19 protein-coding genes and 1 pseudogene are annotated in these 20,824 nt (G+C 74.3%); 10 read left to right on the top strand and 10 right to left on the bottom strand.

Annotation, left to right across the window (positions count from 1 at the left end; genetic code table 11):
• Positions 1–51: 51 nt before the first annotated feature.
• The 3 genes from ABZ490_RS26130 (at position 52) to ABZ490_RS26120 (ending at position 2,675) form a co-directional block, all read left to right on the top strand.
• Positions 52–762, top strand: a complete 711-nt coding sequence (locus ABZ490_RS26130) for a VanZ family protein (protein WP_358994476.1) — start codon at positions 52–54, stop codon at positions 760–762.
• Positions 763–847: 85 nt separating this feature from the next.
• Complete coding sequence (locus tag ABZ490_RS26125; RefSeq protein ID WP_358994473.1) at positions 848–1,543, top strand: response regulator transcription factor; 696 nt, start codon at positions 848–850, stop codon at positions 1,541–1,543.
• Positions 1,536–2,675 (top strand): HAMP domain-containing sensor histidine kinase, encoded by a 1,140-nt coding sequence (locus ABZ490_RS26120; protein WP_358994470.1) that lies wholly within the window; start codon positions 1,536–1,538, stop codon positions 2,673–2,675. The genes ABZ490_RS26125 and ABZ490_RS26120 overlap by 8 nt, the downstream gene beginning before the upstream one ends.
• Before the next feature lie 12 nt (positions 2,676–2,687).
• Here ABZ490_RS26120 and ABZ490_RS26115 read toward each other — a convergent pair whose 3' ends face one another.
• The 3 genes from ABZ490_RS26115 to ABZ490_RS26105 are packed head-to-tail and all read right to left on the bottom strand — an operon-like array spanning position 2,688 to position 5,943.
• Positions 2,688–3,497, bottom strand: a complete 810-nt coding sequence (locus ABZ490_RS26115) for an ABC transporter permease (protein ID WP_358994467.1) — start codon at positions 3,495–3,497, stop codon at positions 2,688–2,690.
• Positions 3,494–5,008 (bottom strand): ABC transporter permease subunit, encoded by a 1,515-nt coding sequence (locus ABZ490_RS26110; RefSeq protein ID WP_358994464.1) that lies wholly within the window; start codon positions 5,006–5,008, stop codon positions 3,494–3,496. Before ABZ490_RS26110 ends, ABZ490_RS26115 begins: the two co-directional genes overlap by 4 nt.
• Entirely contained in the window at positions 5,005–5,943 is a 939-nt protein-coding gene (locus ABZ490_RS26105) for an ATP-binding cassette domain-containing protein (protein ID WP_358994461.1), read from the bottom strand. Before ABZ490_RS26105 ends, ABZ490_RS26110 begins: the two co-directional genes overlap by 4 nt.
• A 164-nt stretch (positions 5,944–6,107) precedes the next feature.
• Here ABZ490_RS26105 and ABZ490_RS26100 point away from each other — a divergent pair, with 164 nt between their 5' ends.
• Genes ABZ490_RS26100 through ABZ490_RS26090 form a run of 3 tightly spaced genes read left to right on the top strand, consistent with a single transcriptional unit; the run spans position 6,108 to position 9,222 of the window.
• Positions 6,108–7,307, top strand: a complete 1,200-nt coding sequence (locus tag ABZ490_RS26100; RefSeq protein WP_358994458.1) for a HAMP domain-containing sensor histidine kinase — start codon at positions 6,108–6,110, stop codon at positions 7,305–7,307.
• A complete protein-coding gene (locus tag ABZ490_RS26095) occupies positions 7,304–7,981 on the top strand; it encodes a response regulator transcription factor (RefSeq protein WP_358994455.1) in 678 nt (225 codons plus the stop codon). The genes ABZ490_RS26100 and ABZ490_RS26095 overlap by 4 nt, the downstream gene beginning before the upstream one ends.
• A 29-nt stretch (positions 7,982–8,010) precedes the next feature.
• Positions 8,011–9,222 (top strand): 4-hydroxybenzoate 3-monooxygenase, encoded by a 1,212-nt coding sequence (locus ABZ490_RS26090; protein WP_358994452.1) that lies wholly within the window; start codon positions 8,011–8,013, stop codon positions 9,220–9,222.
• 48 nt (positions 9,223–9,270) lie between these two features.
• Here ABZ490_RS26090 and ABZ490_RS26085 read toward each other — a convergent pair whose 3' ends face one another.
• Entirely contained in the window at positions 9,271–10,329 is a 1,059-nt protein-coding gene (locus ABZ490_RS26085; RefSeq protein ID WP_358994449.1) for an alcohol dehydrogenase catalytic domain-containing protein, read from the bottom strand.
• A 111-nt stretch (positions 10,330–10,440) separates the two neighbouring features.
• Here ABZ490_RS26085 and ABZ490_RS26080 point away from each other — a divergent pair, with 111 nt between their 5' ends.
• Together ABZ490_RS26080 and ABZ490_RS26075 are read left to right on the top strand one after the other, a co-directional pair.
• Positions 10,441–11,325 carry a LysR family transcriptional regulator gene (locus ABZ490_RS26080; protein ID WP_358994766.1) on the top strand — a complete coding sequence of 295 codons (885 nt, stop codon included), beginning with the start codon at positions 10,441–10,443 and terminating at the stop codon, positions 11,323–11,325.
• A 157-nt stretch (positions 11,326–11,482) separates the two neighbouring features.
• Complete coding sequence (locus ABZ490_RS26075; RefSeq protein ID WP_358994446.1) at positions 11,483–12,265, top strand: SDR family oxidoreductase; 783 nt, start codon at positions 11,483–11,485, stop codon at positions 12,263–12,265.
• Between the two features lie 37 nt (positions 12,266–12,302).
• Here the strand turns inward: ABZ490_RS26075 and ABZ490_RS26070 are convergent, their stop codons facing one another.
• Genes ABZ490_RS26070 through ABZ490_RS26045 form a run of 6 tightly spaced genes read right to left on the bottom strand, consistent with a single transcriptional unit; the run spans position 12,303 to position 19,236 of the window.
• Positions 12,303–13,118, bottom strand: a complete 816-nt coding sequence (locus ABZ490_RS26070) for an ATP-binding cassette domain-containing protein (RefSeq protein ID WP_358994443.1) — start codon at positions 13,116–13,118, stop codon at positions 12,303–12,305.
• Positions 13,115–14,122: an ABC transporter ATP-binding protein gene (locus ABZ490_RS26065; protein WP_358994440.1), complete on the bottom strand. Its 1,008-nt coding sequence runs from the start codon at positions 14,120–14,122 to the stop codon at positions 13,115–13,117. The genes ABZ490_RS26070 and ABZ490_RS26065 overlap by 4 nt, the downstream gene beginning before the upstream one ends.
• Positions 14,119–14,991, bottom strand: a complete 873-nt coding sequence (locus ABZ490_RS26060; RefSeq protein WP_358994438.1) for an ABC transporter permease — start codon at positions 14,989–14,991, stop codon at positions 14,119–14,121. Before ABZ490_RS26060 ends, ABZ490_RS26065 begins: the two co-directional genes overlap by 4 nt.
• Positions 14,988–15,947 (bottom strand): ABC transporter permease, encoded by a 960-nt coding sequence (locus tag ABZ490_RS26055; RefSeq protein ID WP_358994435.1) that lies wholly within the window; start codon positions 15,945–15,947, stop codon positions 14,988–14,990. The genes ABZ490_RS26060 and ABZ490_RS26055 overlap by 4 nt, the downstream gene beginning before the upstream one ends.
• 5 nt (positions 15,948–15,952) lie before the next feature.
• Positions 15,953–17,575 (bottom strand): ABC transporter substrate-binding protein, encoded by a 1,623-nt coding sequence (locus ABZ490_RS26050; protein ID WP_358994433.1) that lies wholly within the window; start codon positions 17,573–17,575, stop codon positions 15,953–15,955.
• Entirely contained in the window at positions 17,572–19,236 is a 1,665-nt protein-coding gene (locus tag ABZ490_RS26045) for a CocE/NonD family hydrolase (protein ID WP_358994430.1), read from the bottom strand. The genes ABZ490_RS26050 and ABZ490_RS26045 overlap by 4 nt, the downstream gene beginning before the upstream one ends.
• Before the next feature lie 198 nt (positions 19,237–19,434).
• Between ABZ490_RS26045 and ABZ490_RS26040 the strand changes: the two genes are divergently transcribed.
• A complete protein-coding gene (locus tag ABZ490_RS26040; protein WP_358994428.1) occupies positions 19,435–20,175 on the top strand; it encodes a helix-turn-helix domain-containing protein in 741 nt (246 codons plus the stop codon).
• Between the two features lie 76 nt (positions 20,176–20,251).
• A pseudogene (locus ABZ490_RS26035) lies at positions 20,252–20,824 on the top strand (DUF4157 domain-containing protein); the annotation flags it as partial.

Genomic DNA, 20,824 nt, shown 5'->3' with positions numbered 1-20,824 from the left:
TATCGAAAAGCGCATACGGCGTAGCAACGGCTGTCCGGGTCTCCTGGGGGTATGAACCCCGACGCGTCCCCGGCGGCACCGGCCCGCCGCATCCGCAGGATCGTGCTCCCCGGCCTCGCGGTCCTCGGCCTGGCGAGTGCCGTGTTCGCCCTGCGGCGGCCGCTCATGATGTCCGCTCCGATGTGCCTGGAGGGGCGGTGGCACGGCTGTTTCGACACGTTCAACGGTGTGGTGCTCATGACGTTGGTGACCCTGCCGCCGGCCGCGCTGGTGGTGTGGGCTCTGGCGCGCGGCCGGCGGGCCGCCGGTGTCGCGGCGGCGCGGGCGTGGCGCGGGTCCCTGGCCGAGGTGGGCATGGTCCACGGGACGGTGCCGTTCCTGTGGCTGACCCTGATGCCGGGCGGCGGGCCGGGCGTCGCCCCGCGCCGGGTGAGCCTGGTGCCGATGCGGGACCTGGTCACCATGGGGCCGCTCGGGATCGCCGGCAACCTGCTGGTCTTCGCGGCGCTGGGGTTCTTCGCCCCGATGCGCTGGGCGGCGCCGGCGTCCGTGCCGCGGATCCTGGCGCTCGGCGCGGGCTGTTCGGTCCTGGTCGAGACCGCGCAGTACGTGCTGTGGCTGGACCGGGTGTCCTCCGTGGACGACGTGCTGGTCAACGCCACCGGGGCGGTGCTGGCCGGGCTGGCGTCGCGCCGCTGGTGGCGTACCGCGGCCGAGGCACCGTCCGACCGGCCCCACCCCGCGCCGGCACCGGCCGGCTGAGCCGGGTGCCCCCTGCCCGCACGGCGTCTTGGATACGTCGGCTTGGATACGTCGGCGATACGGGGTGCTGCCTAGGCTTTCGGACATGCGTGTACTGATCGTGGAGGACGAGCCCTACCTCGCCGAAGCCGTCCGGGACGGTCTGCGGCTGGCGGCGATCGCCGCCGACATCGCCGCCGACGGCGACACCGCCCTGGAACTGCTCGGCGTCCACTCCTACGACCTCGCGGTCCTCGACCGTGACATCCCCGGGCCCTCCGGCGACGAGGTCGCCCGGAGCATCGTCGCCTCCGGCAGCGGCATCCCGATCCTCATGCTCACCGCCGCCGACCGGATCGACGACAAGGCCTCCGGGTTCGAGCTCGGCGCCGACGACTACCTCACCAAGCCGTTCGAGCTGCGGGAGCTGGTGCTGCGGCTGAGGGCGCTCGACCGCAGACGCGCGTACGCCCGGCCCCCGGTCCGCGAGATCGCGGGCCTCAGTCTGGATCCGTTCCGCCGGGAGGTGTTCCGGGACGGACGCCATGTGGCGCTCACCCGCAAGCAGTTCGCGGTGCTGGACGTCCTCGTCGCCGCCGAGGGCGGTGTCGTCAGCGCCGAGGAGCTGCTGGAGCGGGCCTGGGACGGCAACGCCGACCCCTTCACCAACGCCGTCCGCATCACCGTCTCCGCCCTGCGCAAACGGCTCGGCGAACCCTGGCTCATCGCCACGGTGCCCGGGGTCGGCTACCGCATCGACACCGGTGCGGACACCCCGCACCCCGGCGGCCCCCGTGCCTAGACGCCCAGGGCACGGCGCCCGGCTGAAACTCACCCTCAGCTACGCCGGGTTCCTCCTCCTCGCCGGTGCCCTCCTGCTGGGCGTGGTGTGGGTGTTCGTGCTGCGCTGGCTGCCGGTGGACGACGCGACCACCCTCCGCAAGACGTTCCACGGAGTGATCATCGTCGGGCCCAACCGCTCCGACCTCCTGCGCGGTTTCGCCCCGGCCGCGGCCGGGGCACTGGCCTTCCTCCTGGTGTTCGGCCTGCTGGGTGGGTGGATCCTCGCCGGCCGGATGCTCGCGCCCCTCGACCGGATCGCCGCCGCGGCTCGGGCGGCCGCGCGCGGATCGCTGTCCCACCGGATCCGTATGACGGGTCCCGAGGACGAGTTCCGCGAACTCGCCGACGCGTTCGACACCATGCTCGAACAGCTGGAGTCCCAGGTCGCCGAACAGCGGAGGTTCGCCGCCAACGCCTCCCATGAGCTGCGCACCCCGCTGGCGATCTCCCGGACCCTCCTGGAAGCCGCCCGCGACGACCCCGCGCGGGAGCGGGACGAACTCGTCGAACGCCTCCACACCGTCAACGCGCGGGCGATCGACCTCACCGAGGCGCTCCTGCTGCTCAGCCGCGCCGACAGCGGGACCTTCGCCCGTGAACCGGTCGACCTCTCCCTCCTCGCCGAGGAAGCCGCCGAGACGCTGCTGCCCCTGGCCGAGCGGCGCCGGACCAGCCTCGACGTCACCGGCGGGACGGCCTGGGCCGTCGGCTCCGCGGCGCTCCTGCTGCGGATGGTGACGAACCTCGTCCAGAACGCCGTCGTCCACAACCTCCCCTCCGGCGGCACCGTGACGGTGCACACCGCACCCCGGCACGGCGGGAGCGTGCTGCGGGTCGAGAACACGGGTCCCGCGCTCCCGGCCGAGCTGGTCCCGACCCTCACCGAACCCTTCCGGCGCGGAACGGAGCGCATCCGCACCGCCGAGCACGCGGGCGTCGGCCTGGGGCTGGCCCTCGTGCACAGTGTCGTCCGCGCCCACGACGGCACCCTCGACCTCACCCCCCGCCCCGGCGGCGGCCTCCTCGTCACGGTGCGCCTCCCCGCGCCCGCCCCGGGGACCGCCGCCGAGCCGGGTCCCCCGGACCGCTGACCGAAGCGGGGCTCAGGCGTCGCGCCGGCGCAGCACCAGGGCGCCGACGAGGAGCGCGCCCGCCGCCCACAGGGCGAGCACGCCGAGGCCCGCCCAGGGTCCGACGGGGAGCCGGCGCAGGTCCGTCGTGGCCTGGACGGCCAGTCCCGCGGGCATCGGGCCGAGCTGCGCGAGGTGCCGGCGCAGGTCCGGGTCGGTGGCCATGTGGCCGAGGAGGGGGAAGAGGTACAGCAGTCCGAGGACGACCCCCGTCGCCACCGCCGTGTCCCGGACCGCCGCGGCGACACCGAGGGCGAGCAGGGCGACCAGGACCAGGTAGAGCGCCGACCCGGCGACGGCCCGCAGGGTGGGGCCGTCCGTGAGGGAGAGGGCGGCGTAGCCGTGGGCGGGGGTGAAGCCGTTGCCCGGCAGCAGGAGGCGCCCGGCGAGGGCCGAGGCGAGGACGGCGGGCACACCCGCGGCGGCCACGGCACCGCTCACGACGACGGCCTTGGCGGCCAGGACGGTGGTGCGCCGCGGTACCGCCGCGAGGGTCGTGTGGATCAGACCGGTGCCGTACTCCTGGCCGACGGCGAGCACGGCCACGATCACGGCGAGCGTCTGGCCGAGCGTCACCCCCGTCAGACTGAGCGCGACCTGGTCCTGGCCGCAGTCGGCCGCCGGGCAGCGGGCCGTCGCGGCCACCGCCGCGCTCACGGACACGGTGACGGCCGCGAGGCACAGCAGGAGCCACGCGGGGCCCGGGTCGGTGCGCAGTTTGGTCCACTCCGACCGGACCGCCCGGCGCAGCGCGGTGGTGCTCCCTCGGACCGCCGTGTTCATACGTCCCTCCGGCGCAGGAGGAGAACGGCCGACGCGAGCGCGAGCGCGGTCCAGCCCGCGAGGACCGCGTACCCGGTCCAGGGACCGAGGGGGAAGTAGCCGAAGGGCGGGGTGTAGACGCTCAGGACATGGGAGTGGTGCGGCACCGTCTGCTGGAGGGCGAACCCCGCCGCCGGGGTGACGCGGAGCAGCCACCGTGCGGGAGAGGGGGGCAGCGCGCCGCTGATCGCGAGCAGATAGGGCAGCACGGTCGTGACGACGACGGCGGTGATCGCGGGTGCGGCGCGCCGCACCAGGGTGCCGAGTGCCAGCGCGAGCACGGCGGCGGTGGCCAGGAGGAGCCCGGTGCCGAGGATCGCGCGCAGTTCCACGGCGTGCGGCACGGTGAACACCACGAAATGGGTGGCGTGGGCGCGTCGGACGCCGAGCGGGACGCTGATCGCGGCGGCCAGGAGGCCGACGGCGAACGCGACGGCCGCCACCACGGCGCATTTGGCGGCCAGCAGGCGCCCGCGCCGTGGAGTCGCGGCGAACGTGGTGCCGATCAGCCCCCGGCGGTACTCGCCGGTGACGAACTGCACGGCCACGACGGTCAGGACGATCAGCCCGGCGAACGTACCGACGAGGAAGTTCTCGACGGTGTAGGCCGGGCCGAGCGAGGGCCCGCCGACCACCGGGGCGATGTCGCCGGCCCCCGTGACGGTGAAGCCGCCGCCGGTCGGGGTGAAGCCGCCCGAGAGGCCCTGCGGGTAGCTGCCGGAGGTGCCCGCGTCGCCGCCCAGCTGCATGCCCCGCCAGCCCTGCCGCGGGTCGCCGCCGCTCCAGGCACCGCCGAGAGTCACCCGGCCGAACGCGCCGGTGGCGACGGCCGGGCTCGAACCCCCCAGGGAACCGCTCGGCTCCACGGACGCCGGGCAGGCGGTGAACAGGCCGACCTGTACGGTCCCGCCCAGCCGGGCCAGGTGCGCGCGGCCGACCTCGTTCCAGTGCACGCCGTCCGTCGAGTCGTAGCCGGTGACCGTCGCCCCGGCGCGGACCAGCCGCAGCCAGCGCGGCGCGGCCGTGGAGGGGCGGCCGGGCAGACCGGCCCGGTCGTGGGTGAAGTCGTGCTGCATGCGGACGCCGTGCGCGCCGGTGACCATCATCGCGGCGTACGACGAGCCCTGGTCGAGGCTCTGCCTGACGACGATCCCGGCCTTGGCCCACGGGGTGACCCCGGGCACGGTGTGTCCGGGGCTCCGGGCCAGTTCGCCCGTCAGTCCGGTCACCGGCACGGTGATGCTGCCGTCGCCGGTCAGGGCCCGGCGCAGCAGGTAGGCGTTGTCGTTGACGGCCTCGCCCGTGGAGTCGGTCGGCAGGGCGGGGGCGTCCTGGGTGTGCCCGTTCGAGGCGGTCGTGCCGGCCAGCAGGAGCAGGACGAAGACCAGGGCCGAGGCGGCCGTGGCGAGGACCCAGCCGCGCACGGTGCGGAACTTGGTCCACTCCGCGCGCAGGACCCGCGGCCGGCTCATCGCGCGGCCTCCTCGTCGTCCGTGGCGCGGTACTGCACGTCGTCGCGGGTGAGTTCCAGATACGCCTCCTCCAGGCTGACGCGGTGCGCGGCCAGTTCCGCGAACGGGACCCCGACCGCGGTCAGCGCGGTGACGATGTCCTCGCCCGTCAGCCCCTGCACGCCGAGCGTGTCCGCTCCCGCGACCCGGACGACGGCGCCGGCCCGCACCAGCGCCGCCCCCGCCGCGACGGGCTCGGAGGTGCGCAGCGTGACCCGGCCCCGGGACACCCGGGCGAGCAGTTCCCCCACGCCCGTGTCGGCGACCACCCGGCCGCGGCCGACGACGACGAGATGGTCCGCGACGTCCTGGAGCTCGCCCATCAGATGGCTGGACACCAGCACCGTGCGGCCCTGCGCCGCCAGCGAGGTCAGCAGTGAGCGGATCCACCGGATCCCCTCGGGATCCAGCCCGTTGAACGGCTCGTCGAGGAGCAGCGCGGGCGGATCCCCGAGGAGCGCCGCCGCGATGCCGAGCCGCTGGCGCATCCCCAGCGAGAAGCCGCCCGTCCGGCGCCGCGCCGCCCCGGCGAGCCCCACCCGGTCGAGGACCTGGTCGACCCGGCCGACCGGGAGCCCTTGCGTGTGGGCCAGCCACAGCAGGTGGTTGCGGGCGGTCCGGCCGGGCTGGAGCGCCCCGGCGTCCAGCAGGGAGCCGAGGTGGCACAGCGGGCGGTCCAGCGTCCGGTACGGCCGTCCGCCGACCAGCGCCGTCCCCGCGTCGGGCCGGTCCAGGCCCAGGACCACCCGCATGGTGGTGGACTTGCCCGCGCCGTTGGGCCCGACGAAGCCGGTCACCCGCCCCGGCCGGACGGTGAAGGTCATGCCGTCGAGGGCCTGGGTCGCGCCGAAGCGTTTGCGCAGGCCCTCGATCTCGATCCGGTGATCGTCCGTCATGTTCGCCGTTCCGCCTCTCGCTCGTATGCGCCGGGAAGGCCACCACGCTGCGCCGGGGGCCGTAACGCGGGCGGAACGGCCGCTGTCATGCCGCTGTTAGGCCGGCTCGCCTAGCCTGGGGCGGCGGTGCGGCAGGGCGGCAGACAGCAGAAGGGGGACGACCGATGGCGGCGGAGCTGGGGCTTCCGGGACGGTCGGCGCGGCGTGGCATCCGCTGGCGTTTCACCACCCTGTACGCCGGGCTGTTCCTCGCCTCGGCCGTGGTGCTGCTGGCGGTGGTCGGCCTGGTGGCCGGCGGTGACCACCGGGCGGCCCCGGCCCCGGGCAGCGGGCTCGGCACGGTCCCCTCCGCAGCGCAGGAGCGGATCGCGAGTCTGGAGCACCAGCTCGCCGAGGCGCACAGCCGCCAGATGGACCAGCTGCTGCTGGGCTCGGCGGTGGCGCTGGCGGTGATGGGGCTGCTGTCCGTCGGGCTGGGCTGGTTCGCCGCAGGGCGTGTGCTGCGTCCCCTGCGCGCGATGACGGCGGCCACGCGCCGGATCTCCGCCGACAGCCTGCACGAACGCCTCGCCGTCCCCGGCCCGCACGACGAACTCAGAGGACTCGGCGACACCATCGACGACCTGCTGGAACGCCTGGAGCAGGCGTTCGCCGCGCAACGCCGTTTCGTCGCCGACGCCTCGCACGAACTGCGCACCCCGCTGGCGACCATGCGGGCCTCGGTCGACGTGGCGCTCGCCAAACCGGGCCCGGTGCCCGAGCAGACCCGTACCGTGGCCCACCGTGTCCGGGCCGAACTGGACCAGGTGGACCGGCTCCTCGACGGGTTCCTGGCGCTGGCCCGCGCCCAGCACGGAGTGCCGCTGCCCGGCGCCGAGCCGGTCCGTCTGGACGCGCTCGCCGGGGCCGCGCTCACCGAGCGGGCCGCCGCGGCCTCCGGGAGACGGCTCGCGGTGGAGGCCGAGGCCCCCGCCGACGGGGCGGGCGCGTGGGTGTACGGCGACCGGACGCTGTTGCGCAGGCTGGTGGACAACCTGGTGGACAACGCGATCGGGCACAACCCGCCGGGCGGCTGGATCCGCGTCGCGACCCGGGTCGGGGACAGCGACGTACGCCTGGTCGTGGAGAACGGAGGACCGTCCCTGACCCAGGATCAAGTCGCCGGGCTGGTCCGCCCGTTCCGCCGGCTCGGGGCCGAACGGACCGGTGGGGGCGGCGGCGCGGGGGCGGGCCTCGGACTCTCGATCGTCGCGGCGGTCGCCGAGGCGCACGGCGGCACGCTCGACCTACGGGCCCGCCCGGAGGGCGGACTGCGGGCGACGGTCACCCTGAGCCGGGCCGCCCGGGCCGGGGCCGCGCGATGAGGGTGCTCGTGGTGGAGGACGCCCGGTCGCTCGCCGATGTGCTGGTCGAGGGGCTGCGCGACCAGGGCATGGCGGTCGACGTGGCGTACGACGGGCTGGAGGCCGCGGCCAAGCTGGACGCCACCGCGTACGACACGGTGGTCCTGGACCGGGACCTGCCGGGAATCCACGGGGACACGCTGTGCCGGATGGTCACCGACCGGGACGACCGCCCCATGGTGCTGATGCTGACCGCCGCGGACACCCCGGCCGATCGCGTCGGCGGGCTGAGCCTGGGCGCCGACGACTATCTGGTCAAGCCCTTCCACTTCCCCGAACTCGTGCTCCGGCTGCGGTCGTTGGTCCGTCGGCGCCCCTACGCCCGGGCCCGCACCCTGCGCGCGGCGGGCATCGCGCTCGACCCCGTGCACCGCACGGCGCTGCGGGACGGACGGCGGCTCGACCTCTCGGTCAAGGAGTTCGAGGTCCTGGCCGCGTTGCTGCGGGCCAGCCCCGCCGCCCTCAGCGCGGAGGCGCTGCTGGAACAGGTGTGGGACGAGAACGCCGACCCGTTCACGAACACCGTCGCCGTGACCGTCGGCCGGCTCCGGCGCAAGCTCGGCGGCCCACCCGTGATCACCACGACCCCGACGGTCGGCTACCGGATCGCCGATCCCGAGGGGCCGTCGTCCTGACGACGCTACGCTGGACCAGGAGGTGCCAAGTGGCGGCAGAGCAGCGGGAGTCGAGCGGGTCTCCGGAGTCCACGACCGTCGTGGTGATCGGTGCGGGTCCGGCCGGGCTGACCGTGGCCGCGCTGCTGCGCAGCTGCGGCATCGACTGTGTCGTCCTGGAGCGCCGCAGCCGCGCGTACGTGGGGCAGCGGCAGCGGGCCGGGATCGTGGAGAGCCGTGCCGTGCGGATGTTCGCGTCCTGGGGGCTGGCCGACCTGGTGCTGGGCGGCCCGCCGCACGACGGCATCCTGGAGTTCCGGGTGGACGGCGAGAGCCGTCTCGTCGACGACCGCGACGGTTCCGAGGGCCCCGGGGCGCGGCTCTGTCCCCAGCAGGTCCTGGTCCAGAAGCTCACCGCCGCCTGTCTCGCCGACGGCGGCGACCTGCGCTACGAGGCGGCCGACGTCTCCGTGCACGGCCTGACCGGTGACCGCCCGACGGTCCGCTACCGCTCCGCCGACGGCACCCCGCACACGATCACCTGCGACTTCGTCGCGGGCTGCGACGGCGATCACGGCGTCACCCGCGCCGCCGTCCCCGACGGGGTCCTCACCGCCCACGCCCATGACCACGGCATCGGCTGGCTCACCGTCCTCGCCGACGCCCCGCCCCCCGCCCACCCCCTGCTCGCCGTGAGCCGGCAGGGCTTCGCCGCGCACTTCCCCCGCGGGCCGCACAGCAGCCGCTACTACCTCCAGTGCCCGCCCGACGACCGCCCCGACGCCTGGCCCGACGACCGGGTCCGGGACGCGCTGCGCACCAGGCTCGGCGACCCCGCCCTCGTCACGGGCCCGATCACCGACCGCGAGACCTTCCGGCTGCGCAGCCTCGTCCACGACCCGATGCAGTACGGCCGGCTGTTCCTCGTCGGGGACGCCGCCCACATCGTGTCCCCCATGGGCGGCAAGGGCATGAACCTCGCGCTGTACGACGCCGATCTCTTCGCCCGCGCCGTCCGGGACCACGTCCGCGACCACGACGACACCGGGCTGCGCACGTACTCCCGGCGCTGCCTGCGGCGGGTCTGGAACGACCAGGAGTTCTCCCACTGGCTGACCCGGACGGTCCATGACGCGGGCGACGACACCGGCTCCGGCCCCTTCCTGCGCGAACTGGCCCGCGCCCGCCTCGACCGGCTCTTCACCTCCCCGACGGCGGCGCAGGCCTTCGCGGAACTGATGACCGGCCTGGACCCGGCCTGACGCCACGGCCGTGCGGGGCGGACACCGGTGGCTCCGATCAGGTCGCGGTCAGGCCGAAGCCGCGCCGTCGGCGGGGTCGAGGACGATGCGGAAGCGGGGAGCTCCGGAGCGCAGCCGGGTCAGGGCCTCGCCGGCCCGCTCCAGCGGCATGCGCTCGATCATCGGCCGTACGCCGTTGACGACGGCGAACCGCATCGCCTCCTCCGTCTCGCGCGGGCTGCCGGTCAACCGGCCGGTGACGGTATGGCCGTTCATGACGAGCCGGGCCGCGGGCACGGTGACACTTCCGGCGTCGACGCCGACGAGGGTCAGCCGCCCGTGCACGCGCAGCCCGGTGAGCAGGTCGGCCACGGGGGCGGTGGAGGAGGCGGTGTGGACGATGAGGTCGGCGCCGCCGAGGTCCTTCAGGGCGGCTCCCGGGGCGTGCGCCTCGCTGTCGAGGTAGTGGTGCGCGCCGAGTGCGCGGGCGAGTTCCTCGCGGTCGCTCCCCCGGCCGACGGCGACGGTCTCGTAGCCGAGCCGCGCGGCGAACTGGACGGCGAGGTGCCCCAGTCCGCCGAGCCCGAACACGGCGACGCGACCGCCCGCCCGCACCCCGGCCCCGCGGACGGCGTTGAAGGTGGTCACGCCCGCGCAGCCGAACGGGGCGGCGTCGAACGGATCGAGTCCGTCGGGGATGCGGGCGAGCGCGTCGGCGGGCACGGTGATGCTCCGGGCCCAGCCGCCCGGATAGGACAGTCCGGGCACCTTCCGCCCGGGGCAGTGGACGACGTCGCCCGCCCGGCAGAAGGCGCAGTGCCCGCAGCTGCCGCCGAACCAGCCGACGGCCACCCGGTCCCCGACCGCCCAGCCCTCGACCCGGTCGCCCGTCTCGGCGATCACGCCGGCCACCTCGTGCCCCGGGGTGACCGGGAAGGACGTACCGGCACCGGTGGCGGCGGCCGTACCGAGGTCGGCGTGGCACACGCCGCTCGCGGTGACGGACACCCGGACCCAGGTGCCCGTCGGCGACACCGTCGCGGCCGGGGTGGGTCGCAGCGGCCCCCCGGGCTCGGTCACGACCATGGCCACGGCGGTCTCCGACGTGGTGCCTCTTCCTGTCCGCACACGCCGGGGCGTATAGCTGGTGGTTATGCTGAACGAGCAGCAGACCCACCGTAGGCAGAGCCGAACAGGCCCGGTAGGGGACGTCGGTGAATGGAGCGATAAGCGGTGGCTATGATCGATCGCCTGAATCCCGAAGGGCTCCGGTACGCGCGGGCGGTCGCCGAGACCAAGTCGTTCAGCGCCGCCGCGCGCGCCTACGGCGTCACCCAGCCCGCGCTGTCGAACGGCATCGCCAAACTGGAGGAGCGCCTGGGCGACCGGCTCTTCGACCGGTCGCCGCGCGGGGTGACCCCGACCGCCTTCGGCGCCCGGATCCTTCCGCTGATCGAGCGCGCCCTGGTGGCGCTCGACGCCGTCGCGGCGGAGGCGAAGCGGCTCACCGAGCCCGGCGAGCAGAAGATCCGGATGGGTCTCTCGCCCCTGATCGGCTCGCCCCTGGTCGCCCGGGCGTTCGGCATGGTGCGCGATCTCCCCCTGCCCCGGGACCTGGTGCTGCGCGAGGCGAACATGCAGGACCTGCGCGCCTGTCTGCTCGCCGGCCGGCTCGACATCATCCTGATCCCGGCCGTGGCCGCGATGCCGCGCTTCGAGCACCGGGTCGTCGACGTCGAGCCCATCGTCGTCGTCGGCCCCGACGCCACGGACGTCACCCCGCTCGAACTGGACGAGGCCGGCAAGGAGCAGTTCATCCTCGTCCCGGACACGTGTGGCCTGACCACCTTCACCACCCAGCTCTTCCAGGCGCACGAGATGCCCCTGCGCACCTATCCGGGCGAGGCCGCGAGCTATCAGGTCCTGGAGGACTGGACGAAGCTGGGCCTGGGCTCGGCGATGGTTCCCCGCTCCAAGCTCACCTCGCCCGACGTGCCGCACCGGCCGCTGCTGAACGCGGGCCGCGAGGTGCAGATCTCCTTCGAAGCGGTGTGGAGCGCCGACTCCCCGCTCGCCCCGGACCTGCGCCACCTCGCCGACAACCTCGCGTCCACCCGCCACTAGCCATACGCACCCCTTATAGCCGGATTCAACAAGCTCCCCTACCTTCCGCCTCGGCGGATGCCTAACTTGGCCGGTAAATCGCGGCATCCACCGCAGGCCTCGGCCTTTCCGGCCGACTGAGGCATAACCGTTCCTTGGAACCACACGGGAGCACCACATGACCGGCACCACCCTCGACCTCTCCGGGCAGAAGGTCGTCGTCCTCGGCGGCACCAGCGGCATCGGGTACGCCGTCGCCCGCCATGTCCTCGACGCCGACGGCACCGCCGTCGTCACCGGCCGCACGCAGGCCGGTGCCGAGAGGGCGGCGGCCGCCCTGTCCGCCCACGGCGAGGCCGTCGGCCTGGCGGGCGACCTGGCCGACCCGGCGGCCGTGGACCGGCTGCGCGTCACCCTCACCGAGGAGCACGCCGACGCCACCCTCCTCGTCAACGCGGCCGGCGTCTTCGCCCCCAAGCCGTTCCTGGAGCACACGCCCGCGGACTACGACCGCTACCAGGCCCTCAACCGGGCCTTCTTCCTCCTCACCCAGACCGTCACCGCCAACATGATCGCCCGCGGCGCCGGGGGATCCGTCGTCACCATCGGCTCGATGTGGGCCCACCAGGCCGTCGCCGCCACGCCCTCCTCGGCGTACTCCATGGCCAAGGCCGGGCTGCACTCCCTCACCCGGCACCTCGCGATGGAACTCGCCTCCCACGGCATCCGTGTCAACGCGGTCGCCCCCGCCGTCGTCCGCACCCCCATCTACGAGGAGTTCATCCCCAAGACGGACCTCGACTCCGCCCTCGACGGCTTCAACGCCTTCCACCCCCTCGGCCGCACCGGCACCCCCGACGACGTCGCCGCCACGGTCGCCTTCCTCCTGTCCGACCGGACCGACTGGGTCACCGGCGCCGTCTGGGACATCGACGGCGGCGTCATGGCGGGCCGCAACTGACCCACCCCGCGCCGCCGCGTCCACCACGGCGAGGCGGTCAGGGGGCCGCCGCCGTCCCGGACGTCCGGCGTGGGTGCCAGCCCGGGCGGGGGACGGAGTCGAGCAGGGTCCGGGTGTAGGGGTGCCGGGGTGCCGTCAGGACGCGGGCGACCGGGCCCTCCTCGACGACCCTCCCACCCCGCATGACCACGGTGTCCTGGCAGAGCTGCCGTACGACGCCGAGGTCGTGGGTGACGAAGACCAGGGTGGTTCCCTTGTGTTCGCGCAGGTCGGCCAGGAGGTTGAGGATCTGGGCCTGGACGGAGACGTCGAGGGCGGCGACGGCCTCGTCGAGCAGCAGGATGTCGGGCTCCACGGCCAGGGCGCGGGCGATGGCGGCGCGCTGGCGCTGGCCGCCGGAGAGGCGTGCGGGGCGGGCGTCGGCGAGCCCCGGCAGGCCGACGGTGTCGAGCAGGTCGGCGACGCGGGTCCGCGTGGCCGCGCCCGGACCCAGGCGGCGGGCGTGCAGACGCAGCAGCTCGGCCAGTCCGGCGCCGACGGTCTGGCGGGGGTCGAGGCAGGAGTAGGGGTCCTGGTGCACGATCTGGACGGTGGCGGCCCGGGCCAGCCGGGCCGTACGTCCCCTGGGGCGGGCGTCGATCGGGTCGCCCCGCAGGAGAATGCGACCGGCGGTCGGCTGCTCCAGGCCGGCGACGAGCCGGACCACCGTGGACTTCCCGGCGCCGGATTCGCCGACCAGGGCGAGGGCGTCGCCCCGGCGCACCCGGAAGGTGATGTCCTCGCAGGCGGTGACCTCCTCCCGGCGGCCGGCGTAACGCTTGGTGAGGCCGGTGACCTCGAGCAGAGCGGTCACGCTTCCTCCTTCGTGCGGTCGAGGTCGCCGGCGAGTTCGTCGGCGCGGTGGCAGGCGACGCCGCCGTCGCCGTCGGGGCGCAGGGGCGGGCGTTCGGCGCGGCACCGGTCCTCGGCGAAGGCGCAGCGCGGGGCGAAGGGGCAGCCCTCGGGTGTCTCGTGGGCCGCGGCGGGCCGCCCGGGGATCACGGGCAGCCGGGCGCCGGGCGCGCCGAGGCCGGGGCGGGCGGCCAGCAGTCCGGCCGTGTAGGGGTGGCGGCGGCCGGAGTGCAGGGCGGCGGCGGGGCGTTGCTCGACGATGGTGCCCGCGTACATGACGGCGATGCGGTCGCAGACGGCGGTGGCGAGTGCGAGGTCGTGGGTGACGAAGAGCAGGGCGAGGTGCCGTTCGTGCCGTTGTTCGTCGAGGATCGCCATGACGTCGCGCTGGGTGGTGACGTCGAGTGCGGTGGTGGGTTCGTCCGCGAGCAGCAGCCGGGGTCCGGTGACGAGGGCGAAGGCGATCATCATGCGCTGGAGGAGGCCGCCGGAGAGCTGGTGGGGGTACTGGGCGAGGCGGCGGGGGCCGTCCGGGATGCCGATCTCGGCGAGCAGCGGGACCAGCCGCTCCCGCGCCTCGGCCCGGCTCAGGCCGTGGTGGCAGACGAGGGGCTCGGTGAGGAAGTCGCCCAGGCTGCGGACCGGGTTGATGTGGGCCCGGGGGTTCTGGAAGATCATCGCTGCGTCGTGGCCGAGGTAGCGGGTGAGGCGGTCCCCGTGCAGGGCGTGCACGTCCTGGCCGTCGAAGGCGACCGTGCCGCGCGGGCGGGCGTCGCGCGGCAGCAGCCGGATGATCGCCCGCGAGGTGAGGGACTTGCCGGAGCCGGACTCGCCGACCAGGCCGAGGGCCTCACCGGGGGCGAGGGCGAAGGAGGCGTCGTGGACGAGGGTGCGGGGTTCCTGGCGGCGCGGGTGCAGGTCGATACCGAGGTGGTCGACCCGCAGCAGGGGCGCGAGGTCGGTCATCGCAGGGTCTCCTGGTGGCTACGGGCGATCATGGCGTCCCCGAGGAGGTTGAAGACGACGACGGTGAGGACGATCAGGCCGCCGGCCATCAGGCTCTGCCCGGGCGCTCCGGCGAGCAGCGAGGACTGGCCCTCCGAGACCATCAGCCCCCAGTCGGAGGTGGGCGGCTGGACGCCGAGGCCGAGGAAGGACACACCGGCGAGGTCGATGAGCGCGGAGCCGAAGGCGGCGGTGGCCTGGGCGACGACGAACGGCGCGAGGTTGGGCAGCAGATGGCGCACGGTGATGCGCCGGGCCGACATCCCGGCGGCCTCCAGGGCGGCGATGTAGGGCAGCCGGCGCTCGCGCACCGCCACCCCGCGCACGATGCGTGCCATGTACGGCAGGTAGGCGATGGCCAGGGCCACCACGGGCGCGGTCGGTCCGGGGCCGAGCACGGCGACCGCGAGGACCGCGAGGAGCAGGCCGGGGAAGGCGAAGAGGATGTCGTTGATCCGGCTGACGATCCGGTCGAGGCGGCCGCCCCGCCAGGCGCACAGCAGGGCGAGGGCGACGCCGCTCGCGGTGGCCCCGGCGATCACGAGGGCCGGGCCGAGCAGGCTGATCCGGGCGCCGTACAGCAGCCGGGAGTACAGGTCGCGGCCGAGGGCGTCGGTGCCGAGCCAGTGCCCGGCGGACGGGTCCCGGCTCGCTTCCGCCATGTTCACGGCGTCGGGTCGGTGGGTGGCGAGCACGGGGGCGAACAGGGCCAGCGCCACGAGCAGCGCGGCCAGGGCGGTCAGCGCCTGGACGGAGGGCGAGACACCGCGCAGGGGCAGGCGCAGGGACAGCCCGCGGGTGCCGAACCGTACGGCGGACACGTTGCTCATCGGGAGCTCACCGCCCGGATTCTCGGATCGAGGGCCGCCTGCAGGGCGTCGGTGGCGGCGTTGACGACGATGAAGACCACGACCATGAGCAGGCCGACGGCCTGGACGACCGGGGTGTCCTTCTGGGCCACGGCGGCCACCAGGGTCGCGCCGAGCCCGTTGAGCCCGAAGGCCTGCTCCACGACGACGTCCGCGGCGATGAGCCCGCCGACGGTCAGGCCCGCGGCCGTGCTGATGGGGATCATGGCGTTGCGCAGGATGTGCCGGCGCAGGATCCGGCGGCCGGGCAGGGCGCGGCTGCGCGCGGTCTCCACGTGTTCGCGGTCGGCCTGCTCGCGTACGGCGGCCTTGGTCATCTGGGCGAGATAGGCGGCCGACGACAGCGCGAGGGTGAGGGCGGGCAGCGTCAGATGCTGGAGACGGTCGCCGAGGGAGGGACCGCCGCCGCCCAGGGCCGGGAACCAGTGGACCTTCACCGCCAGCAGCGCGACCAGCGCGGAGGCGGCGACGAACGAGGGCACCGCGAGACCGACGCCGGTGAGCGCGGTGAGGGCCGTGCCGGTACGGCGGGACAGCGCGGCCCAGATGCCCAGCCCCAGGCCGAGGACGAGGATCAGTACGGCGGCGTACGCGACGAGCAGCAGGGTGTCGCCGACGCGCGGGCCGATGAGCGAGGAGACGGACTGGCGGTAGGTCAGCGAGGTGCCGAGGTCGCCGTGGAAGAGGCCGGTGAGCCAGTCCCGGAAGCGGACCGGGAGCGGCTGGTCGAGACCGAGCCGGTGGCGGATGGCTTCCAGGGTGCGCTCGGAGGCGTGGGTGCCGGCGAGCCGGCTGGCGGGGTCGCCGGGCGCCGCGGCCAGCGCGGCGAACAGGGCGAACGCGGCGACCAGCACACTGCCGGCGACCCCGAGCAGCCGCAGCAGGGCCGTGGCCGCCGTACGGGCGAAGGGTTTCATCACACTCACCTGCTGCCGATCAGCGCGAGGGACGGGGAGAAGGTCTGGGCGAAGGAGGTGGTGGCTCCCGTGATGCGCTTGTTCATGTACGTCACCTCGTACGGGGAGAGCAGCGGTACGGCGAGGGTCTCGGCCTCCCAGCGGCGCTGGGCGTCGGTGATCAGCACGGCGCGCCGGTGCGCGTCGAGGGTCTGCTGCGCCGTGGTGAGCGCCGCCGAGGCGACCGGGTCGTCGAAACCGGACCAGTTGAACATCGCGTCCGGCAGGACCAGGTTGGGGATCCAGTCCAGCGGGTCGGGGATGTCCAGGAACGCCTCCGCCAGCACGAAGTCCAGCCCGCGGCGGTAGGTGGGGTCGTAGAACATGCTGGAGAACTGCAGGGCCGGGAGCTGGCGGATGGTCAGGGTGATGCCGATGGCGCGGGCCGCCTGCTGGATCACGGCCGCCGCGTTGATCTGGTCCTGGTTTCCCGCGGCCACGGCGAGGGTGCCGGAGCGCAGGCCGGGGTGTTCGGCGACCAGGGCGCGGGCGGTGCGCAGGTCGGCGGCGGTGGGTGTGGTGGGGGCGAGGGGCAGGTCGGCGGCGGCCTTCCGGTAGACCGCTTCGGCCTCCGGGTCCCAGCCGGTGGCCGGGAGCACGGTGGTGCTGGGGGTGGCGGCGCCCCGGTAGACGGTGTCGGCCAGCTGGGTGCGGTCGATGGCCAGGGACAGCGCGCGGCGGATGTCCGGTTCCGCGGAGATTCCCTTCTCCTGGAGCGGGGCCACCTGCACGGACTTGAGGCTGGGGCCGTAGTGGAGCTGTCCGGCGACGCTTCCCTTGAGGGTGGGCAGCGCGGCGTTGGGGACGTCGTAGGCGCCGTCGACGGCGCCGCTGGCCAGGGCCTGGGTGAGCGCGGTGGTGTCGGTGACGAAGAGCAGGGTGACCTTGCGGGCGTGGGCCCGGTACCGGGCGTCCCAGTAGTGGGGGTTGGCCTTCAGCTCGATGCTCGCGCCCGACTTCCAGGCGGCCAGTTCGAAGGGGCCGGAGCACATCACACCGCCGGCCGCCGTGCCGAACTTCCTGCCCGCCCGCTGGGCGTGGCGGGCCTGGACTACGGTGCCCGCGGTGGTGGCGAGTTCCTTGAGGAAAAGCTCGTCGGGGCGGGTGAAGCGGACGGTGACGGTGTAAGTGCCGGTCGCCTCGATCGACTTCACGTTGACGAAGAAGGAGGAGGCGACGGCGTTCGGGGCGAGCTGCCGCTTCAGGCTGTGGACCACGTCGGCGGAGGTGAGGGCGGTGCCGTCCCAGAACCGCACGTCGTCGCGCAGATGCAGGACCAGGGTCCGTGCGTCGGGCTGGTCCCACGAGCGGGCCAGCGCCGGCGAGGTGCTGAAGTCGGGGTTCAGGCGCAGGAGGCTGTCGCAGAGGTTGCTGACCACGAGATACGGCGAGGAGTCGCCCGCCTGCTGGTAGTCGAGGGTGGTCGGCTCGCCGGCGGGCAGGTCCCACACCAGCGAGTCGAGCCGTCCCGTGGCCTTGTCGGACGTGCTGCGCAGGGTCGTGCTGCCGGGCTCGGTGCGGGGCAGGCCGGTGCAGCCGGCCAGCGCGAGCGCGAGCGCCGCGAGGAGCAGCCGTCGCAGCGCGGTCACGACGGACTCGCCGCGTCGACGACGGTCAGGGAGAGATGGGAGTCGTGCTCCCCGCCGGTGCGCAGGGTCTGCGTGGTCGTCCTGCCGTCGGCGGCGAGCCACGGGTTCTCCTCCGTACCCGGGTGCGGCAGGTAGGTGGGGAAGTCGCTGGAGGCGATGTGCAGCCGCAGCGCGTGTCCGGGGCGCAGCCGGTAGCCGGTGTGGGTGAGGTCGAAGGTGACCGGCGCGGGCGGGCCGCCCGGTATCAGGCGCTGGCCCCGGACGAGCGCGTGCGCGGCCCCGTCGGGGGACACGTCCAGCAGCTTGAGGTAGACGTGCGCGCTCGGTCCGTCGGTGCCGACGGTCAGCGTGGCCCGGACCGGGCCGGCCAGGTCCAGCGGTGCGGTCACCGGGCCGGTGGTGAAGGTCAGCACGTCCGCGCGGTCGTGGAGGGGGGACTCGTCGATGTGGTCCCGGAGCGCGGAGAACGAGTCCGGCACCAGGCTGGGCACCAGGTCCGACGGGTCGTGCACCCAGCTGACGGCCGCTTCCCCGGCCGGCGCGTCCGGCCGCAGGCCGCCCCCGTCCAGGTGCAGACGCAGGGTGCGCGCCCCGGCGGGCGGCCAGCTGTTCGCCGTACGGTCGCCGACGTGGCCGTGGTGCCAGCGCACCCGGGGCAGTCGCTCCGGCGTTCCCTCGCCCTTCACGAACACGTCGAAGAACTCCACGAGGGGGTCCAGGTGGCGCGGCAGCAGCCGGTCCACCGCCGCGTCCACGTCCGCGTGGTCGAGCTCGGGCGGTACCGGGGCGTCGTCGAGGTGGTAGTTCTCGTGGTCGATCGAGTCGACGTGCAGGTACTGGAGCGGGGCCCAGTCCGGGCGCGCGGCCAGCTCGGCCCAGTCGTTGATGCTGGGCTGGAGGCAGTTGTCGAACCAGCCGGCCTGGTGCAGCACCGGCAGCGGGGGGCCGTCGAAGGGATGGCCGTGCGGGAACGCGGGCAGCGGCTTCACCTCGGGGACGAAGAAGTCCCACAGGGCCGACCGGGTGCCGATGCCGTCGGTCACCTCCCGCAGCGCCTCGACCAGCGGACGGCGGCTCAGGTCGGGCTCGAACTCGTACACCCAGCGGTCGCTCCAGTAGGCGGCGTAGTAGAGGGCGCCGAAGAGCTGGATGACGCCGTCGTCCTTCCAGTAGTCGGGCCGGATGCCGTCCGCGCCGGTGACCCGCGGGGCGATCGCCTTCAGGGCGGGGTGTCCGGCGGAGGCGGCCGCCCACTGGGTCGCGCCGTAGTAGGAGTCGCCGAGCATGCCGACGCGTCCGTCGGACCAGTCCTGGCGGGTGATCCAGTCGATCGTGTCGTAGCCGTCGTCGGCCTCGTGGACGAACGGCACGGTCTCGCCCTCGGAACGGAACTTGCCCCGCACGTCCTGGACGACGACGGCGTAGCCGCGCGCGGTCAGGTAGGCGGCGATGCGGTCCATGAAGACGTAGCGGCTGTTCTTGTCGTAGGGCAGCCGGACCAGCGCGGTGGGGAGCCGGTCCGCACGGCCGGTGCGGTCGTCGCGGCCGGGCGGCAGATAGAGGTCGGTGGCCAGCCGCACCCCGTCCCGCATGGCGACCATGACCTGGGTCGCGGAGTCGGGGACGGGGGCGGGTTCGGCACGGTGCACGGGAAGGGGCATCTCACGGCTCCGGGAGGGAAGCGGGTGCGGAATCACTGTGCGGGGGGGGGAGGGGGTGGCGCCGGAAGGGGTACGTGGCGTCGACGTGGCCCCGATTGAACAGCAATGTGAACACTGTTGTCTAGGGTGTTGTCTGGACCGATGACCGCGCTGTTCCCTAGGATCACCGCAGGCGTGCGGAGCTGCGGGAGGAGACCCATGGGAGCGGCAGGAACCACCGGAGGGCGACGCCGGGGCAGCACGCTCACCCGGGAGCAGATCATCGAGGCGGCCGTGGAGATCAGCACCGCCGAAGGCCCGGCCGGCGTCTCCTTCCGCGCCCTGGGCACCCGCCTCGGTGTCGTCGCCACGGCGCTCTACCGGCACTTCCGGGACAAGGACGAGCTGATGCTCGCGCTGGCCGACCAGATCTTCGTGGAGATCGCCGGCCGCTTCGCCCCGAGCGGCGACTGGGCGGCCGATCTGCGCCGACTCGCCCTGCTGGGCCGGGAGGTGGGGCGCCGGCACGCGGTCACCCTCGCCTGGCTCGGCTACCGCAACACCGGCGGCCCGGGCGACCAGGCCGTGGCCCTGGCCACCCTCCGGCTCCTCCTGGACGCCGGCCTCACCCAGGAACAGGCCGTCTTCCACTACGAGTTGTTCACCGACACGGTGATGGGCCTGCTCACGGTCGACGCCATGCGCGAGTCCCTGGACGAGGACCTCCGCCGCAGGGACGACGCCGCCCTGGCCGCCCTCTACGCCACCATCGCCCGCAACGAGCCCCGCGCCTCCCGCATCCCGGCCCTCGCCATCGCCACCGACGAGGACGCCCTCTTCACCGCCCAGATCGACCTGCACATCCAGGCGGTACGCGCCACGGCGACGGGCCCGGGCCGAGCCCCCCTGCCCCACGGACCCGATGCCCTGCCCCCGGGGGCCGACGCATCGTGCCCGTAAGCCCCTTACCCGCGGCCGTCGCACCGGGTAGGCAGGCAGAGCACAGCGAAACTGCCAGCCCGACGAGCGGAAGTCCATGCACGCGCAAGAGCCGACGACCTCTGTGAAGCAGCCGCAGCGCCCCGCCAGGAGCGTGCCCGCGCGGCCCGTCGGGGCCCCGAACGCACGGGTGCCCGACTCACTTCTCGCGCTCCAGCGCACCGCCGGCAACGCGGCCGTCGTCCACCTGCTCCAGCGGAGCCGGCACCGGCACGACGCGAGCTGCGGCCACCAGCAGGCCACGGCGGAGCCGGTGCAGCGCTCCGCCGTGCACGACGTGCTGCGCGCGCCGGGCAGGCCGATGGACACACCGCTGCGCCAGGAGATGGAGTCCCGCCTCGGCGCCGACTTCTCCGACGTCCGGCTGCACACCGACGCCACGGCCCGGAACTCCGCCGCCGAGGTGGGCGCCCGCGCCTACACCTCCGGCAGCCATGTCGTCATCGGCGACGGCGGCGGCGACAAGCACACCCTCGCCCATGAGCTGACGCACGTCATCCAGCAGCGCCAGGGCCCGGTGGCCGGTACGGACAACGGATCGGGACTGAGCGTCTCCGACCCCGGCGACCGCTTCGAGCGCGAGGCCGAGGCCAACGCGGTCCGCGTCATG

It is taken from the genome of Streptomyces sp. NPDC005811 (assembly GCF_040630405.1).
Lineage (GTDB): Bacteria > Actinomycetota > Actinomycetes > Streptomycetales > Streptomycetaceae > Streptomyces.
Note: the sequence above shows the minus strand (reverse complement) of the source record. Positions and strands in the feature narration are given on the sequence as shown.

What these genes read in the sequence shown, in the direction of transcription:
- ABZ490_RS26130 (WP_358994476.1), top strand. Translation starts at nt 52, where the DNA reads ATGAACCCCGACGCGTCCCCGGCGGCACCGGCCCGCCGCATCCGCAGG.
- ABZ490_RS26125 (WP_358994473.1), top strand. Translation starts at nt 848, where the DNA reads ATGCGTGTACTGATCGTGGAGGACGAGCCCTACCTCGCCGAAGCCGTC.
- ABZ490_RS26115 (WP_358994467.1), bottom strand. Translation starts at nt 3,497, where the DNA reads ATGAACACGGCGGTCCGAGGGAGCACCACCGCGCTGCGCCGGGCGGTC.
- ABZ490_RS26110 (WP_358994464.1), bottom strand. Translation starts at nt 5,008, where the DNA reads ATGAGCCGGCCGCGGGTCCTGCGCGCGGAGTGGACCAAGTTCCGCACC.
- ABZ490_RS26105 (WP_358994461.1), bottom strand. Translation starts at nt 5,943, where the DNA reads ATGACGGACGATCACCGGATCGAGATCGAGGGCCTGCGCAAACGCTTC.
- ABZ490_RS26100 (WP_358994458.1), top strand. Translation starts at nt 6,108, where the DNA reads ATGGCGGCGGAGCTGGGGCTTCCGGGACGGTCGGCGCGGCGTGGCATC.
- ABZ490_RS26095 (WP_358994455.1), top strand. Translation starts at nt 7,304, where the DNA reads ATGAGGGTGCTCGTGGTGGAGGACGCCCGGTCGCTCGCCGATGTGCTG.
- ABZ490_RS26080 (WP_358994766.1), top strand. Translation starts at nt 10,441, where the DNA reads ATGATCGATCGCCTGAATCCCGAAGGGCTCCGGTACGCGCGGGCGGTC.
- ABZ490_RS26075 (WP_358994446.1), top strand. Translation starts at nt 11,483, where the DNA reads ATGACCGGCACCACCCTCGACCTCTCCGGGCAGAAGGTCGTCGTCCTC.
- ABZ490_RS26065 (WP_358994440.1), bottom strand. Translation starts at nt 14,122, where the DNA reads ATGACCGACCTCGCGCCCCTGCTGCGGGTCGACCACCTCGGTATCGAC.
- ABZ490_RS26060 (WP_358994438.1), bottom strand. Translation starts at nt 14,991, where the DNA reads ATGAGCAACGTGTCCGCCGTACGGTTCGGCACCCGCGGGCTGTCCCTG.
- ABZ490_RS26055 (WP_358994435.1), bottom strand. Translation starts at nt 15,947, where the DNA reads ATGAAACCCTTCGCCCGTACGGCGGCCACGGCCCTGCTGCGGCTGCTC.
- ABZ490_RS26045 (WP_358994430.1), bottom strand. Translation starts at nt 19,236, where the DNA reads ATGCCCCTTCCCGTGCACCGTGCCGAACCCGCCCCCGTCCCCGACTCC.
- ABZ490_RS26040 (WP_358994428.1), top strand. Translation starts at nt 19,435, where the DNA reads ATGGGAGCGGCAGGAACCACCGGAGGGCGACGCCGGGGCAGCACGCTC.